Below are 15,818 nucleotides of genomic sequence, written 5' to 3' on the forward strand. Positions count from 1 at the left end.
ACACCAGGTGCATCCTCCACGACGCGCGCCCCCACTCACCCGCACACTCCCCCAACGGGAGGGGACGGGCCGGAGGGGCCTTGTTCGTGGACGTAAAGCGACAGCAGTCCACGAACAAGGCCCCGGAGGTCCGTCACCGCACCCAACACAAACCCAGCCCGCCGCAGGCGCAACGGCGAACAACACCCGCGGCGCAGCAGACAGCTACGTGCGGGGCGCCGCAAAGCGCAACGGCGAACAACCCCCGCGGCGGGACGGACAGCTACGTACGCGGCGCCGCAAAGCGCAACGGCGAGACGCCCCGCGGCGGGAAAGCCAGGTACGTGCGGGGGCGCCGCAAAGCGCAACCGCGGGAAAGCTAGGTACGTGGGAGGCGACCCCGTGCCGGGAAGAGGCGACCCCGTTCCGGGAGGAGCGTGGCGAGGCCCAGGAGCGCCAGGGCCGCGCCGAGCCACAACGGGGCCCGTAGGCCCGCGGAGGCGATGGCCAGGGCCCCGGCGGAGGAGCCGACGATGACGCCGAGGGTGATGAAGGAGGAGTGCACGGTGTTCACCAACGGGCCGGCGTTTCCGGCCCGTTGGACCCTTACGGCCATGGCCGGGTTCATCGTGACGCCGACCAGTCCGATCCCCGTCATCAGCAGCACGGCCGGTACGGCGCGGTCGGCGAGGAGGGCGAAGGCGGCGAGGAAGAGCGCGTTCAGTGTCAGTCCGACGAACTGGACGCCGACGGTGTACCGGTCCGCCAGTCGCCCGACGACGGTGTTGCCGACGACGGTGGCGGCACCGTAGCCGAGGAGCAGCAGCGGCACGGTGCCCGCCGAGAAGCCGGTGACCTCGGTGAGCAGCGGGTGGAAGTAGCTGAACGCGGCGAAGGTGGCGCCGATGATCAGGGTGCTGGTGGACAGCACCAGCCACAGCCGGGGCTTCCGGAAGGCCGCGAGTTCCTCCCGTACGCTGCCGCCGCCCTCGGCCCGGCCCAGGCGCGGCACGCCGGCGAGGGTGGCGAGCGCAGCCAGTACGGCGATGGCCGAGATCACCCAGAACGCCGCCCGCCAGCCGAGGCGTTCCCCGACGACCGTCGACAGCGGCAGTCCCAGCAGGGTGCCGAGCATCAGCCCGTTCATGGCGACCGCGATGGCCCGGCCGCGGATCTCCGGGCGAGTCAGCTGGACGCAGAGGGAGACGGTGACGCCGAAGAAGGCCTGTGAGGCGACCCCGGTGACGATGCGGGCGACCAGCATCGTCCCGTAGTCCGGGGCGAGGGCGGCCAGCACGTTGCCGGCCAGGAATATTCCGAACAGCAGCATCAGCGCCGTCTTCTGGCGCAGCTTCAGTACGGCGACGGCGAGGAAGGGGCCGCCGACCGACATGGCCACCGCGAAGGCGGTGATGAGATAGCCGATCCGAGGGACGCTCACCGTCAGTCCGGCGGCCATCTGGGGCATCAGCCCGGCCACCACGAACTCGCTGGTCACCATGGCGAAAACCCCCATGGCCAGCACATATACAGGGCGCGGCATGGTCATCCGGCCGTCCACCTCACCTTTCTGGACTGATCATTACATTACTTGGACGGACAGGACTGTACAGCATTTTGGATCGATCGTTTCAGAATGTGTGATGGCGTGCGCTTCGAAGAGCACGCGACATCAAGGCGTCACCGGCGTCACCTCACGGCGTCGCCGGCATCACGTCACAGCGTCGCCTGCTTCACCTCACGGCGTCACGTCAAGGCGTCACCTCACGGCGTCAGCCCCGCGGTTTGTCCCATACCAGCGAATAGCGCCACAGCAGATGGCGCCGGTAACGGCTGCCCGGCAGGCAGGCGCGGGCGGCGCGCCGGACCTCGCCCCAGGTCATGACGCTGTCCATGACCGGCATGCCGGGTGGCCCGGACTTGCCGCCGTGACGGCGGGTCCGGAGGCGGGCGGCGGGGAGGCCGGCGCCGCTGACGAGCCAGTCCCAGGGGGTTTTGTTGGCGGCCAGCCCGACGACCACCAGCCGGCCGCCGGGCGCCAGCAGACCGGTCAGACGACGGGCCGCGGCGGCGAACTCCGTGTGGTGGATGACTGCCACGGCCGTGACGAGGTCGTAGCCGCCCGGCAGGGCACCCTCCGCCATGAAGTCGGCGGCCAGGAAGGTGGCGTTGGGGGCTCCGGCGCTGCTCTCGCGGGCCAGCCGCAGCATCGCGGCGGAGCGGTCCACGCCGGTCACCTCGCCGATCCGCCGGGCCAGTTTGCGGACCAGCAGGCCGTCACCGCAGCCGACGTCCAGCGCCCGCGCACAGCCCTCCGGCACCGCGTCCAGCACCAGCCGGTGGTAGTGCACGTTGTGGTTCCAGTACGGATCCGGCGGCGCCGGTGCGTCGGTGAGCGGCATCGGGTCACCGTAACCGGCCCGGCCGGTTCCGCGTGGTCCCATCGGGTGAATCCGTGCGTGCGCCGCAACCAGGCGGGGCATTCGCGGCTTCCGGAGGGTTGTCAGAGCTGATCCGTTCCCGCGAGCCGTGGAGGTCCCGATGCCGCTCGACCGTCCCACTCCCCCGCCGTACGGCGCGGCACCGGAATACACGCTCGCCCCGCCGCGTGCCGAGGACCGGCTGGACACCCTTGCGCTGCCGCCCGATCTGCGGCTGCCGCCGCCCCGTCCGGAGGACCGGGTGCCGGGCGCTGCCCTGGCGGGCCGATGACCGGCCGCTGCCGCCGCGTCCCGAGGAGCGGCTGCAGGGCCCGGTGGCACTGCCCGGTCATCGGCGGCCGGACCTCCAGGTCGCGCTGACCGCCGCCGGCATCGCGCCGGAGGCCGACGACGCGGTCGCGGTCGCGGAGATTTCGGGGCTGGGCGACGCCACGGTCCGGGCCGTCATCGGCTGGATCGAGGCGGCCGGCCGGGCGTCCTGGGCCCGGCCGCACGCCGTGTGACCGGCCGGCGCGAGGTGAGCCACCGGTCTGGGGGTCACCGCATGCCGGGCAGGGTACGCAGTTCGGTGACCTTGAGGAGCCGGGCGAGCGCCAGGAAGAGCAGGGCCATGGTGAGGCCGCCGGCGACCAGCGCCAGGACGGGGGCCCAGAAGTGCGGGACGGGAGCCCCGGAGCACGCCCGGGCCACGGCCCAGGCCACCGCGCCGGCCACGGCGGCGGCGCCGGTCAGCTTGCCGTAGGTCCGGCACAGCCGGCGGCCGTCGAGGCGTCCGGAGAGGCGCCGGCGCAGCAGCAGCGCGGTGAGCAGCAGCCCGGCCCCGTAGGCGACGGTGTAGGCGGCGGCCATGCCGGTGACCGCCCAGCGGGCCGGCAGCAGCAGGTGGCAGGCGGTGGCCAGGGCGATGTTGAGGGCGGCGATGCCGGCGCCGGTCCAGAACGGCGTACGGGTGTCCTCGAAGGCGTAGAAGCCGCGCAGCAGCAGGTACTGGGCGGAGAACGGGATCAGGCCGAGGCCGAAGGCCTGCAGCATGTGGCCGGCGGGTGCGGCCGAGGCGGCGTTCACCGAGCCGTGGGCGAACAGCAGTTGGGCGGTCTGCGGGCCGAGCGCGACGAAGAAGAAGGCGGCCGGGACGATGAGCACGCCGCTGACGCGCAGGGCCCGGGAGAGGTCGCTTCGCAGGTCGTCCAGGCGGTGCTCGGCGACCGCCCGGCTCATCCGGGGCAGCAGGGCGGTCACCAGGGAGACGGTCACGATGGACTGCGGCAGCGTCCAGATGGTCTGGGCGTAGCTGTAGGCGGTGTATCCGACGCCCGCGGTGGGGAGTTGCCGGTCGGCGGAGCCGGCGTAGTGCGTGACGACGGTCATCGCGGCCAGGTTGGCGAGCACGAACAGCAGCGTCCAGCGGGCCGCGGTGAGGCTCTTGCCGAGGCCGCTGCCCCGCCAGTCGAAGCGCGGCCGGAAGCGGAAGCCGGCCGCGTGCACGAACGGGACCAGGGCCAGGGCCTGCAGGGCGATGCCGCCGGTGGTGGCGAGGCCGAGCAGATCGATCTGGCCGGGGGTGATGTCCTCGATCCGGTCGGGGCCGGCCAGCAGCCCGAGGTAGAGGCCGAACATCGCGCTCAGCACCACGTTGTTGAGGACCGGCGTCCACATCATCGCGCCGAACTTGCTGCGGGCGTTGAGGACCTGGCCGAGGATGAAGAAGAGGCCGTAGAAGAAGATCTGCGGGAGCAGGAAGCGGGCGAAGACGACGGTGAGCGTGAAGGCGGCGTGGGTCCGGGGTGTGTCGGGGGTGTAGAGCGCGACGATCTGCGGGGCGGCCCACACCGAGAGCAGGGTGCCCACCGCGAGCACGCTGAGGACGAGGGTGACCAGCCGCTGCTCGTGGGCCCGGCCGCCGTCCGGGTGCTCGGCCCGGGCCCGGACCAGCTGCGGTACGAGCACGGAGTTGAGCGCGCCGCCGATCAGCAGGGTGTAGAGGCTCATCGGGACGACGTTGGCGGTGTTGTAGGTGGTGGCGAGCAGTCCGGTGCCGAGCGCGGCCGCCTGGAGCACGTTGCGGAACAGTCCGGTGGCGCGGGACACCACGGTGCCCACCGCCATCAGGAGCGAGGAGCGGGCCAGCCCGCCCGCGGGTTCCTCTTCGCCGGTGGTCGCCTTGCCGGCGGCCATCTCCGGGCCGGTGAGGCGTAGTTGCATGGTGTCGTCCGATGTCCCCTCGATCATGGGGACAATCTATGCCGCTCCCGGTAGCGGTCGGGCACGGTCGGGGTCCAGGAGCGGGGCGAGCAGATCGCCGTGGGCGGCGCGGCGGGGGGCGATGTCGCTGAAGAGGAAGGTGAGTTGGGCCGGGTCGGTGCAGTCGGCCACCTCGTCCCAGGTGACGGGGGTGGAGACGGTGGGGGTGGCGCGGGCGCGCAGCGTGTAGGCGACGGCGGTGGTCTTGGCGGCGGAGTTCTGCGAGAAGTCGATGAAGACCTTGCCCGGGCGCAGCGACCTGGTCATCTTGTGGACGACGAGGTCGGGCAGGGCCCGGGCGGCCTCGACGGCGAGGTGCCGGGCGTAGGCGGTGACCCGTTCGGACGGGGCCGGCTCGATGGGGACGATGAGGTGCAGCCCCTTGGAGCCGCTGGTCTTGGCGTGTGCGTCCAGGCCGTCGGCGCCCAGCCGGGCGTGCAGCCACCGGGCCGCCAGGCAGCACTCCACGATGGTGGCGGGCTCACCGGGGTCCAGGTCGAACACCAGCCGGTCGGCGATGCCGGGTGCCCGGCACGTCCATTGCGGGGTGTGCAGTTCGACGACCAGGTTCGCGGCCCAGACCAGGGCGGCGAGGCCGTCGATCACGACCTGCCGGGTGGGTCCGGACGTCGAATGGGGGACGTCGCAGGTCTTCACCCAGGAGGGCGTGCCGGGTGGCACGTTCTTGGTGAAGAAGCGCTGGCCGTCGGGCCCGTCGGGATAGCGCAGGAAGGACAGCGGCCGGTCCCGCAGGTGCGCGAGCAGCGCGTCCGCGGTGGTGGTGCAGTAGTGCAGCACCTCACCCTTGGTGGTGCCGGTCTCCGGATAGAGGACCTTGTCCAGGTTGGTCAGCGAGAGGCGCCGCCCCTCCACCATGGTGATCGGCGACATACGATGAGAATCCCACACAAGGGATGAAATATGCGTTCTATCTGGAATGGGTCAATTTCCTTCGGGCTGGTCACCATCCCCGTGAAGACGTACAGCGCCACGGACCGGACCTCGTCGGTCTCTTTCGTCCGCATTCACGAAAAGGACGGGGCGCAGATCCAGTACCGCAAGATCTGTGAGCTCGATGGTGAGGAAGTCCCGAACGAAGAGGTGGGCAAGGGCTACCAGCCGCCGGGCGACGACATCATCGTGCCGGTCAGCGACGACGAATTGTCGCGACTGCCGATGCCGACGTCCAAGACGCTGACGATCCTGTCCTTCGTCGACCCCGGCGAGATCGACCCGCTCCAGCTGGACAAGGCGTACTACCTGGGCCCCAACGGGGCGGCCGCCACCAAGCCGTACGCGCTGCTGCGGGAGGCGCTGGAGCACCACCGGAAGGTCGCAATCGGCAAGGTGGCGATGCGCGGCCGGGAGTCGCTGGCGATGCTGCGGGCGTACGAGGGGGCGATCGTGATGCATGCGCTGCTGTGGCCCGACCAGATCCGGCCGGCCGCCGGCGTGGCCCCCGAGGCCGTGCAGATCCGCGAGAACGAGCTGTCGCTGGCCGAGACCCTGATGGATTCCCTGGGTGAGCTGGACCCGGCCGAACTCCACGACGAGTACCGGGAGGCCGTGGAGGAGCTGGTCGCCGCCAAGCTGGAGGGCGAGGAACCGGTCGCTCAGGCCGCCCCGGGGCCGTCCGCCCGGGTCATCGATCTGACCGCGGCGCTGGAGAAGAGCGTGCGGGCGGCGCGGGAAGGGCGGACGGACGCCGCGGAGGGCGAGGCGGAGTCGGCGTCCGTGACACCGATACGGGGGCGGAGGGCGGCGGAGAAGGCCGCACCCAAGAACGCACCGGCCAAGAAGGCAGCGGAGAAGAAGGCACCGGAGAAGAAGGCCGCCGCCAAGAAATCCACGACGGCGAAGACCACGGCCACGAAGTCCACGGCGAAGTCCGCCCCGGAGAAGAGCACGGCGAAGAAAAGCACGGCGGCGAGGACCGGAGCGGCGAAAAGCGCGACGGCGAAGAGCACGGCGGGCAAGAGTGCGGCCAAGAAGAGCGCCGCGCAGAAAAGCACCGCCAAAAGGGGCGCGGCCAAGAAGTCCGGCTAGGTCTTCACCCGCGGCGGGCCCCGGCCGCGCGCTTTCCTCCTCCCCCGCCCGTTCTAGAGTTTCGGTATGGCTTCAGACGAGGGGACCACCCGTATCGACAGCTGGATCTGGTCCGTGCGGCTCACCAAGACCCGTTCGCTGGCCGCGGCGGCCTGCCGGGCGGGGCACGTACGGGTCAACGGCGAGCGGGTGAAGCCGGCGCACGCCGTGCGCAGCGGCGACGAGGTGCGGCTGCGGCACGCCGGCCGGGAGCGGATCGTGGTGGTCTCGCGGCTGGTGCGCAAGCGGGTGGGCGCGGCCGTCGCCGCGGAGTGCTTCGTCGACAACAGCCCGCCGCCCCCGCCCCGCGAGGAGATCCCGCTGATGGGCCTCCGCGACCGCGGCACCGGGCGTCCCACCAAGCGCGACCGCCGGGAGATCGACCAGCTGCGGGGGCACGGCATCGACTGACCCCGCGGGTTCCTCAGGCGTCCGGGAGCGCGTCGAGGTAGACCCAGGCTCCGTCCTGACGGACGAAGCGGCTGTGCTCGTGCTGGCTGTCGGCGTGGCCGTGCAGGGTGTAGTGCGCGCGGAATTCCACCGTGCCCTCGGTGTGGAAGGCGCTGCCGCCGGTGGCTCCCAGGATCTCCAGGCGGGTCCAGCGCTGCGCCGGTTCGAGGTCGAGGGCGGCCGGCCGGGTGGACGGGTGCCAGGTGCGCAGCAGGTAGCCGGTGTCCCCTACGGCGAAGGCGCTGTAGCGCGAGCGCATCAGCCGCTCCGCGGTCGGGGCGGCGGCGCTGCCCTGGTGGAAGGGGGCGCAGCAGTCGCCGTAGGTGGCGGCGCGGCCGCAGGGGCAGGGCGCGGCGGGGGTCACGGCGGCGGGGCGGCGCGGCGGGCCGGCCGGCTTCTTCTTGGACTTCGGCACCCCACGATTGTGCCGGGTCGGCGGGGGCGGTTCGCGACGCGCCGGGGGTGCACGGGGGCCGGCCGGGCGGTGGTGCCGGACACGCCGGGGCGACACGCCCTGAAGCTGCGCCCATATAGGGAATTTCAACGACAAATCACCCGTTTGCGGCTTCTTATGGCTTGATGCGACCTGTGAGGCTGGAAGAACTCAAGGTGACCGTCCCCACCACCCAGGAGAGAACACCCCATGATTCTGTCCATTTCCGGCGTCGTCCTGCTCGGTGTCATCGTCTTCCTGTTCTTCCGCAAAGACGGCCTCAAGTTGTCCCACGCGCTGGTCTCCGCGCTCTTCGGGTTCTATCTCGCGAGCTCCGCCATCGCGCCGAGCATCAAGGCCGGCGGGGCGAGCCTGGCGAGCCTCCTCGGGGGGATCAAGCTTTAGGGATGCCTCCCCGGGGGGTGCCCCCTGGGGTCCCTCCCCCTTCGGGTCCCTCCCGATCAGCGGCCAGGGGGCGGGGCGGCCGCCACGCGCCGCCCGCCCCCGGCCCGCCGCCCGACCGAGCTCCTCCGACCACCGCACGAGCACCTGGAGACGATGTGGCCCGGCGTCCTCTGCCCCGCATCCTGACCGACCGCGTACCGCTCGCCCGTGTGGCGCAGAGCGTGTCGCTGCTGCGCGGACGCGATTTCGCGCGCAGTGCCGCCGACGGCGCCTCGGACGTGTTCCACCCGCTGATCACCATCGGCCGGGGGCTGCGCCGGCTGGCGGTGGCCGGCCGGGGGCGGTGGGCCGAGACGCCCAAGGAGCAGCGCGGACCGGCGCTGTTCTTCATCGGCGCGTGCGTGCTGATCGTGGCGCTGGTGCCGTACGGGCCGCTGCTGGCGCTGATCGCGACGATGATCGCGGGGGCCTGGGCGGGGCGGGAACGCGTCCCGGTGGAGACCGGCCCCAGCGAGGCGGAGACCGAGCGGCTGCGGGCGCTGTACGAGGCGCTGGTGCCGTATCTGGCCGTCGAGGGCGATCCGGGTCCGCTGTACGCGCCCGGCGGCGACTGGACGGCGGCGTTCCCCGAGTACGCCTTCGACGACGGGCGGCTGGCGCGGCTCCGGCTGAAGTACCCGCCGTACTTCACCGATGGTGAGGACCAGTCCCGGGTCCGCATCGAGCAGGTGCTGTACGCCAAGGCCGGCCGCGGCCGGGAGTACCACTTCGCCTGGGACGAGCTGACCAACCAGCTGACCGTGACCGCGCTCGCCGCGCTGCCGACCGACATCACCGCGCAGCGCTTCGTCACCTCACCGGGCGAGACGGTGCTCGGGTTCACCGACGCCGACGCCGTGCGGCGGACGCTGCCGGTCGACGGCGACGCGGGGACCCGGGACGCGCCCCCGGTGGTGTGGCGCACCGGCCAGCGCTCCACGGAGCCGCATCTGCTGGCCATGGGGCCGCCGGGCGCCGGCAGTACGACGCTGCTGCGCTCGATCGCGTTGCAGGCGCTGCAGCACGGCGAGTTGCTGGTCGTGGACGGCGGCGGCGCCGGTGAGTTCGGCTGCCTGGCCGGCCGCCGGGGCGTGCTGGGCGTGGAGAGCGGACTGGCCGGGGCGCTGTCGGCGCTGGAGTGGGCCGCGCAGGAGACCGAGCGGCGGCTGGTCACCGCGAACCGTGCGCGGCAGGCCGGCCGGCCCGTACCGGAGGATGTCCGGCGGCCGCTGTGGATCCTGGTGGACCGGCCGTCGGCGCTGACCCACCTCGCGTCCGCGGAAGGGCGGGACGATCCTCAGCGGTGGCTGCAGGTGCCGCTGCGGCACGGCCGGGCGGCCCAGGTGACGGTGGTGGTGGCGGAGCAGTTCGAGAACGCCGAGCTGCTCGGCGAGGCCGTGCGGGCGCACACCAAGGCGCGGGTGGTGCTCGGGTCCGCCACGGCGGAGGAGGTGCGGGCGGTGCTCGGGGCGCCGCCGCACACCACGCCGACGGCGAGCGTGCCGCCGGGGCGCGGCTACGTGCGGCTGGGGACCGCCGAGGTGCTGCGTCTGCAGGTGCCCGCGACCCCCGACCCGTTGGACGAGGCGACCGGCGAGGCACACCGGCAGGCCGTGCTGGCCCTGCTGCCGGAGCGGGTGGTCCCGGCCGGCGAGGAGCCGGCGGGGGACGCGTCGGCGGCCGCCGCCGAGCCGGTGGGACCGGTGCCCCGGGTGTCGATCGTCAAGGGCGGCGAGTCCCGGACGGCCCGGGGCGGCTCGGTGGAGGCACTGCGCGCGGAGGGTTGATCCTCCTACCACGCCCGGCAGTTGAGGGCCCGTCAGGCAACGAAGGAGTGCCGTGGTTCGGTGTCCACCGGCGCGCCCGTGGCGACCAGTCGCGCGGCGCCCGCCAGCCGGGCCGCGGCCTCGTCGGCGACCGCTCCGCTGACCGTGAACGGCAGCCGGACGAAGCCCTCGAAGGCGCCGTCCACGCCGAACCGCGGGCCGGACGGCACCCGTACGCCCAGCCGCTCCCCCGCCTCGGCGATCCGCGAGCCGGACAGTCCGCCGGTGCGCACCCAGAGCGTGAGGCCGCCGTGCGGCACGCTGAACTCCCAGTCCGGGAGGTGGCGGTGGAGCGCGGCGACGATGGCGTCGCGGTTCTCCCGGGCCTGGTCCCGCCGGATGCCGACGGCCTGCTCCCAGCCTTCGCCCTCCAGCAGCGAGGCGATGGCGAGCTGTTCGAGGACCGGTGAGCCGAGGTCGGAGTAGGCGCGGGCGGCGACCAGGCTGCGGATGATGTCGGGGGCGGCGCGCACCCAGCCGATCCGCATCCCGGCCCAGAACGCCTTGCTCGCCGATCCGACGGTGATCACCGCGCTGCCGGCCGGGTCGAACGAGCAGACCTGCGGCGGGGCTTCGGTCTCCGGGTCGAGCCGGAGCTCGGTCATGGTCTCGTCGACGACGAGCAGGGTGCCGGCGGAGCGGGCGGCGTCGACGAGGCGGCGGCGCTGGTCCTCGGTGGCGAGGGTGCCGGTGGGGTTGTGGTAGTCGGCGACGACGTACGCCATGCGCGGCGCGGCGTCGCGCATCACCTGGCGCCAGACGGGGATGTCCCAGCCGGTCAGCCGCTCCCCGAGGGCGACCGGGACGAGCCGGGCGCCGGCGTCCCGCATCAACTGGAGGATGTTGGCGTAGGAGGGCGAGTCGACGGCCACCCGCTCGCCGGGGCTGGTACAGAGCCGGCAGATGGCGGCGACCGCGCCCATCGCGCCGGTGGTCACCATGATCTGTTCGGGCATGGTGGGGATGCCGCGGGCGGTGTAGCGGTCGGCCAGGGCCTGGCGCAGGACGGGCAGGCCGGCCGGGTAGTCGCCGTGGGTGTGGGCGTAGAGCGGGAGGTCGGCCATCGCGGCCTGGACGGCGCGGGTGAGCCAGGGCTCGGGGGCCGGGAGGGCGGCGCAGCCGAGGTCGATCATGGAGCCGGCGGCCTCGGGGGGCAGGGGCTCCAGGCCGCGGGTGGGCAGGGGGTTGCCGGCGGGGACGGCGGTCCAGCTGCCGGAGCCGCGCCGGGACTCCAGGAACCCCTCGGCGCGCAGTGCTTCGTAGGCGGCGGCGACGGTGGTGCGGCTGACACCGAAGGCGGCGGCCAGTTCGCGTTCGGCGGGGAGCCGGGCGGCGACCGGTATCCGGCCTTCGAGCACGAGGAGGCGGATGCCGTCGGCGAGGCCGCGGTAGGCGGGCAACCGGCGTCCGCCGCCCGCGAGTTGGACCTCGCGGGAGTCCTGCGACCGGAGCAGCCGGGCGAGTTGGGGCGCGCCGACGGCCGAAGTCCACTGGGCCATGAAGATCAGTCCACCTTCCCGCAATTGGCTCTACTTCGCGAGCCCGGACATGCCACATGGTGTCATGCCTCGGTCCAATCCTGCCATGAGGGGGAATTTTCGTGTCCATGACGAGGGAGTCCGGCTCGCCGCGCGGAGTACTGGCGCGCCGGCTGGTCCAGCTCTACACGGGGCTGGTGCTGTACGGCGTGAGCATGGGGCTGATGCTCCGCGCCGATCTGGGCCTGGAGCCCTGGAGCGTACTGAACCAGGGCATATCCCGGCATACGGGGCTGTCGATCGGCACGGTCACCGTCGCCTTCGGCGCGCTGATCCTGCTGCTGTGGATCCCGTTGCGCCAGCGCCCCGGTCTGGGCACGGTGTCGAACGTGGTGATCCTCGGGGTCGTGATGGACCTGACCCTGGCCTGGTTTCCGGAACTGTCCTCCCTCGGTGCCCGCATCCCGCTGCTCGCCTTCGCGGTCGTCCTGAACGGCGCGGCGACCGGCCTCTACATCGCGGCCCGGTTCGGGCCCGGCCCGCGCGACGGCCTGATGACCGGACTGCATCTGCGGACCGGCCGCCCGGTGCGCCTGGTGCGGACCTGCATCGAGGTGACGGTGCTGGTGGCCGGCTTCCTCCTCGGCGGCTCGATCGGCGTCGGCACGGTCCTCTACGCCCTGGCCATCGGCCCGCTGGCGCAGTTCTTCCTCCGCCGCTTCGCGATCTCCGGCCTTGCCCCGGCACCGTCCCGTGTGGTGGCCGGCACCGGGTCTTCACCTGCGCGCGCGATACTGCGGAAGTGACCACCGCAGCACGCCTCCGCCACGCCTACCTCGACCACCCCGCACCGCTGCCCTTCGCCCACCGGGGCGGGGCCGCGGACGGCCTGGAGAACACCGCCGCCGCCTTCCGGCGCGCGGTCGGCCTCGGCTACCGCTATCTGGAGACCGATGTGCACACCACGTCGGACGGCAGGCTGGTGGCCTTCCACGACCCGACCCTGGACCGGGTCACCGACAGCCGCGGCGCCATCGCGGACCTCCCCTGGCGGGCCGTGCGCCGGGCCCGGGTCGACGGCCGCGAGCCGCTCCCGCTCTTCGAGGAACTGCTGGAGGAGTTCCCCGAGGCGCGCTGGAACGTCGACCTCAAGGCGGAGTCCGCACTGGAGCCGCTGCTGGACCTGCTGCGCCGCACGCAGGCCTGGGACCGGGTGTGCGTGGGCTCGTTCTCGGAGGCCCGGGTGGCCCGCGCGCAGCGGCTGGCCGGCGGCCGGATGGCCAGCTCGCTCGGCACCCGCGGCGTGGCCGGCCTGCGGATGCGTTCGTACGGGCGCGGGGCGCTGCCGCTGGACCGGCTGCTGGGCGCGGCCGTGCGGCGCAGCGCGGTCTGCGTCCAGGTCCCCGAGCGGCACACCGGCCTCCCGGTCGTCGACGCGCTCTTCCTGCGCGCCGCGCACGCCCTGGGCATGCAGGTCCACGTCTGGACCGTCAACGACGCGGATCGGATGAAGGCCCTGCTCGACCTGGGGGTGGATGGCATCATGACCGACCAGATAGAGACGCTGCGGACGGTGCTGACCGAGCGGGGGAGCTGGGTCTGACGCCCCCGGGCCGTCCGCGGCGGAACGGGGACGGGAAGACGGGGGTGGGCGTGCAGAGCGCAGAGGCCGTGGCCGGGGTCGTCGACGAGACGGCCGCCCGGCGCCGCGAGCAACGCGGCTGGTACTGGTACGACTGGGCGAACAGCGTCTACTCGACGAGCGTGCTCACGGTCTTCCTGGGCCCGTACCTGACGTCGGTGGCCCGGGCCGCCGCGGACCCGCACGGCTTCGTGCACCCGCTGGGCGTCCCGGTGCGCGCCGGCTCCTTCTACGCGTACACGGTGTCGGTGTCGCTGCTGCTGTCCGTGGTGGTCATGCCGCTGGCCGGGGCGCTGGCCGACCGGACCGGCCGCAAGAAGCCGCTGCTGGGCGTGTGCGCGTACACCGGCGCCGCGGCGACGACCGGCATGTTCTTCCTGGGTGGTGACCGCTATCTGCTGGGCGGGGCGCTGCTGGTCGTCGCGAACGTCGGCTTCGTGGTGTCGTCGATGCTCTACAACTCCTTCCTGCCGCAGATCGCGACGCCCGACGAACGGGACGCGGTGTCCTCGCGGGGCTGGGCGTTCGGCTATGTCTCCGGGGCGCTGGTGCTCGTCGCCGATCTCGTCCTCTACGGCGCGCACGATTCCTTCGGCGTCTCCGAGGGCGTCGCCGTGCGCATCTGCCTGGCCTCGGCCGGGCTGTGGTGGGGCGCGTTCTCGCTGATCCCGCTGCGGCGGCTGCGCGACCGGCGGGCCGCGACGGCCCCCGGCTCCCGTACCGCCCCCGATCCCGGCCGCGCGGAGACGGGCGGCGGCCCGCTCGGCCAGGGCTGGCGCCAGCTCCGGGAGACCCTGCGCGACATGCGCCGGCACCCGCTCACGCTGTCGTTCCTGCTGGCCTATCTCGTCTACAACGACGGCGTGCAGACGGTGATCACCCAGGCGTCGGTCTACGGCTCCGAGGAGCTCGGCCTGGACCAGACGACGCTGATCATGGCGGTCCTCCTGGTGCAGGTGCTGGCCGCGGCGGGCGCCCTGCTGATGGGCCGGCTGGCCCGGCGGCACGGCGCCCGGCGGACGATCCTGGGCTCGCTGGCGGCCTGGACGCTGACGGTCGCGGCCGGCTGGGTGCTGCCCGCGCGGGCGCCGGTGTGGTTCTTCGCGCTGGCCGCCGGCATCGGGCTGGTACTGGGCGGCAGCCAGGCGCTGTCCCGGTCGCTGTTCTCGCATCTGGTCCCGCGCGGCAAGGAGGCGGAGTACTTTTCCGCGTACGAGATGAGCGACCGCGGGGTGAGCTGGCTGGGCCCGCTGGTGTTCGGGGTGGCCTACCAGCTGTCGGGGAGCTACCGGGCCGCGATCGTGTCCCTGGCGGCCTTCTTCGTGATCGGGTTCGTCCTGCTGGCGAGGGTGCCGGTGGAGCGGGCGATCGCGGCGGCCGGGAACCCGGTACCTGATCGGATTTAGCCCCGGGGCGCGCGGGCCGGTAGTATACGCCTTTGGCTCACCAGGCGGACCGTTACTGCGCGCTCAAGCAAGGAAGGCGCTGGGTGACATCTGCTGCCAGATGTGACAAACCGGGCGCCGGTGGGTACAACAAGGGGCGGCACGACGGGCGACGCACATGTCCCGATTACGGGAATCTTCACCGCCGACCGGACGTTGACCGGATGACGACGACAGCGACACCTGTCCTGTGGGCGACAAGCCCGGGAGGCACGATTCATGAGTGAGCGAGCTCTCCGCGGCACGCGCCTCGTGGTGACCAGCTACGAGACCGACCGCGGCATCGACCTGGCCCCGCGCCAGGCGGTGGAGTACGCATGCCAGAACGGACATCGATTCGAGATGCCGTTCTCGGTTGAGGCCGAGATTCCGCCGGAGTGGGAGTGCAAGGTGTGCGGTGCACCCTCGCTCCTGGTGGATGGCGACGGCCCTGAGGAGAAGAAGGGTAAGCCCGCGCGTACGCACTGGGACATGCTCATGGAGCGGCGCACCCGCGAGGAGCTGGAGGAGGTGCTGGCCGAACGGCTGGCGGTCCTTCGCTCCGGCACCATGAACATCGCGGTGCATCCGCGCGACAGCAACCGCAAGTCCGCCTGACGGCACGACCTGCGGCCGCAACACCAGCGCGTAAGGGCCGGGGCCACTGCACAAGTGCAGTGGCCCCGGCCCTTGTCGTCTTCCGGCGTGCGCCGGCCGGCTCCTCGGCCGGCCGGCTGCTCAGCCGGTCAGCGGCGGGTCCTGGCGGCGCGGGGGTGGGGGCACCTCCCTGCTCCTTAAGAGCTCGGGGGAGGCTCGTCGTCGCGGACCACCTCGCCCTGGACGACCTTGCCGTCCGGCCGGTGCATCCGGGCCTGCTGGAAGGCGTCACCGAACGACCCCGGAGCGTAGGAGACCGGCCGGTTCAGCAGCTTCTCGGCCCGCCGCCGGATCAGCCGGCCGGTGGGCGGGAAGAGGCAGAGCAGCCCGAGGACGTCGGAGACCAGTCCGGGGATCATCAGCAGCAGACCGCCGGCCATGGGCAGCGTATTGCCGCCGCCCTGGCGGTCGTTGCCCGACGGCGCCGGCTGCTCGGCGGCCGGATCGGCGCCCGCCCGGAGGCCCTCGGTGAGGTTCTGCCAGGCACGGCGGCCGGCCCGCTTGATCACGTACCCGCCGGCGATCACCCCGGCGACCAGCAGCAGGAAGACGGTCAGGCCGTTGGTGGCCCCGGCGACCAGGGTCAGCAGCCAGATCTCCAGCACCATCCAGGCGGCGATGCCCAGGGGGGCGAACCGGCGGGCGCGCGAGCGCTGGGGCGGGCGGGGACTCGGCGGGGGCATGGCTCCGAACGTCATGCCTCAAGTGTGCCTGGCGC

17 protein-coding genes are annotated in these 15,818 nt (G+C 72.8%); 10 read left to right on the plus strand and 7 right to left on the minus strand.

Going from position 1 to position 15,818, the window contains the following annotated elements; all coding sequences use genetic code 11:
• Positions 1-358: 358 nt before the first annotated feature.
• Both AB0E02_RS18650 and AB0E02_RS18655 read right to left on the minus strand, forming a co-directional pair.
• Positions 359-1,522, minus strand: a complete 1,164-nt coding sequence (locus AB0E02_RS18650) for an MFS transporter (protein ID WP_362140873.1) — start codon at positions 1,520-1,522, stop codon at positions 359-361.
• A gap of 229 nt (positions 1,523-1,751) precedes the next feature.
• Positions 1,752-2,381, minus strand: a complete 630-nt coding sequence (locus AB0E02_RS18655; RefSeq protein WP_362140669.1) for a class I SAM-dependent methyltransferase — start codon at positions 2,379-2,381, stop codon at positions 1,752-1,754.
• Between the two features lie 139 nt (positions 2,382-2,520).
• Between AB0E02_RS18655 and AB0E02_RS18660 the strand changes: the two genes are divergently transcribed.
• Together AB0E02_RS18660 and AB0E02_RS18665 are read left to right on the plus strand one after the other, a co-directional pair.
• A complete protein-coding gene (locus tag AB0E02_RS18660) occupies positions 2,521-2,691 on the plus strand; it encodes a hypothetical protein (protein ID WP_362140672.1) in 171 nt (56 codons plus the stop codon).
• Between the two features lie 43 nt (positions 2,692-2,734).
• Positions 2,735-2,923: a hypothetical protein gene (locus tag AB0E02_RS18665; RefSeq protein ID WP_362140674.1), complete on the plus strand. Its 189-nt coding sequence runs from the start codon at positions 2,735-2,737 to the stop codon at positions 2,921-2,923.
• A 34-nt stretch (positions 2,924-2,957) separates the two neighbouring features.
• On the opposite strand, the gene murJ is transcribed toward AB0E02_RS18665, so the two are convergent.
• Both murJ and ligD read right to left on the minus strand, forming a co-directional pair.
• Positions 2,958-4,595, minus strand: a complete 1,638-nt coding sequence (gene murJ, locus AB0E02_RS18670; protein WP_362140875.1) for a murein biosynthesis integral membrane protein MurJ — start codon at positions 4,593-4,595, stop codon at positions 2,958-2,960.
• A gap of 63 nt (positions 4,596-4,658) precedes the next feature.
• Positions 4,659-5,552, minus strand: coding sequence for a non-homologous end-joining DNA ligase (gene ligD, locus AB0E02_RS18675; protein WP_362140677.1), 894 nt, complete (start codon positions 5,550-5,552; stop codon positions 4,659-4,661).
• Between the two features lie 30 nt (positions 5,553-5,582).
• On the opposite strand from ligD, the gene AB0E02_RS18680 reads away from it, so the two are divergent.
• Positions 5,583-6,707 carry a Ku protein gene (locus AB0E02_RS18680; RefSeq protein ID WP_362140678.1) on the plus strand — a complete coding sequence of 375 codons (1,125 nt, stop codon included), beginning with the start codon at positions 5,583-5,585 and terminating at the stop codon, positions 6,705-6,707.
• Positions 6,708-6,773: 66 nt separating this feature from the next.
• Positions 6,774-7,157, plus strand: coding sequence for an RNA-binding S4 domain-containing protein (locus tag AB0E02_RS18685; protein ID WP_362140681.1), 384 nt, complete (start codon positions 6,774-6,776; stop codon positions 7,155-7,157).
• A gap of 13 nt (positions 7,158-7,170) precedes the next feature.
• Here the strand turns inward: AB0E02_RS18685 and AB0E02_RS18690 are convergent, their stop codons facing one another.
• Entirely contained in the window at positions 7,171-7,611 is a 441-nt protein-coding gene (locus tag AB0E02_RS18690; protein ID WP_030804071.1) for a YchJ family metal-binding protein, read from the minus strand.
• Positions 7,612-7,839: 228 nt separating this feature from the next.
• Here AB0E02_RS18690 and AB0E02_RS18695 point away from each other — a divergent pair, with 228 nt between their 5' ends.
• Entirely contained in the window at positions 7,840-8,034 is a 195-nt protein-coding gene (locus tag AB0E02_RS18695; RefSeq protein ID WP_030412631.1) for a hypothetical protein, read from the plus strand.
• 155 nt (positions 8,035-8,189) lie between these two features.
• Positions 8,190-9,860 carry a hypothetical protein gene (locus AB0E02_RS18700; protein ID WP_362140685.1) on the plus strand — a complete coding sequence of 557 codons (1,671 nt, stop codon included), beginning with the start codon at positions 8,190-8,192 and terminating at the stop codon, positions 9,858-9,860.
• Positions 9,861-9,892: 32 nt separating this feature from the next.
• Here AB0E02_RS18700 and AB0E02_RS18705 read toward each other — a convergent pair whose 3' ends face one another.
• The gene (locus tag AB0E02_RS18705) at positions 9,893-11,398 is read right to left on the minus strand and encodes a PLP-dependent aminotransferase family protein (RefSeq protein WP_362140688.1); all 1,506 of its coding nucleotides are present in this window, start codon (positions 11,396-11,398) and stop codon (positions 9,893-9,895) included.
• A gap of 107 nt (positions 11,399-11,505) precedes the next feature.
• Between AB0E02_RS18705 and AB0E02_RS18710 the strand changes: the two genes are divergently transcribed.
• The 4 genes from AB0E02_RS18710 to AB0E02_RS18725 all read left to right on the plus strand — a co-directional run bounded on the left by AB0E02_RS18710 (position 11,506) and on the right by AB0E02_RS18725 (position 15,061).
• Complete coding sequence (locus AB0E02_RS18710; RefSeq protein WP_362140690.1) at positions 11,506-12,183, plus strand: hypothetical protein; 678 nt, start codon at positions 11,506-11,508, stop codon at positions 12,181-12,183.
• On the plus strand, positions 12,180-12,980 hold the full coding sequence (locus tag AB0E02_RS18715; RefSeq protein WP_362140693.1) for a glycerophosphodiester phosphodiesterase family protein: 801 nt from the start codon (positions 12,180-12,182) through the stop codon (positions 12,978-12,980). The genes AB0E02_RS18710 and AB0E02_RS18715 overlap by 4 nt, the downstream gene beginning before the upstream one ends.
• A gap of 44 nt (positions 12,981-13,024) precedes the next feature.
• Complete coding sequence (locus AB0E02_RS18720) at positions 13,025-14,425, plus strand: MFS transporter (protein ID WP_362140695.1); 1,401 nt, start codon at positions 13,025-13,027, stop codon at positions 14,423-14,425.
• A gap of 258 nt (positions 14,426-14,683) precedes the next feature.
• A complete protein-coding gene (locus AB0E02_RS18725; protein WP_026170122.1) occupies positions 14,684-15,061 on the plus strand; it encodes an RNA polymerase-binding protein RbpA in 378 nt (125 codons plus the stop codon).
• A gap of 176 nt (positions 15,062-15,237) precedes the next feature.
• On the opposite strand, the gene fxsA is transcribed toward AB0E02_RS18725, so the two are convergent.
• Positions 15,238-15,798 (minus strand): FxsA family membrane protein, encoded by a 561-nt coding sequence (gene fxsA / locus AB0E02_RS18730; protein WP_362140696.1) that lies wholly within the window; start codon positions 15,796-15,798, stop codon positions 15,238-15,240.
• Between the last annotated feature and the right edge of the window lie 20 nt (positions 15,799-15,818).

The organism is Streptomyces sp. NPDC048196 (genome assembly GCF_040652715.1).
In the GTDB taxonomy this organism is placed as follows: Bacteria; Actinomycetota; Actinomycetes; order Streptomycetales; family Streptomycetaceae; genus Streptomyces; species Streptomyces siderophoricus.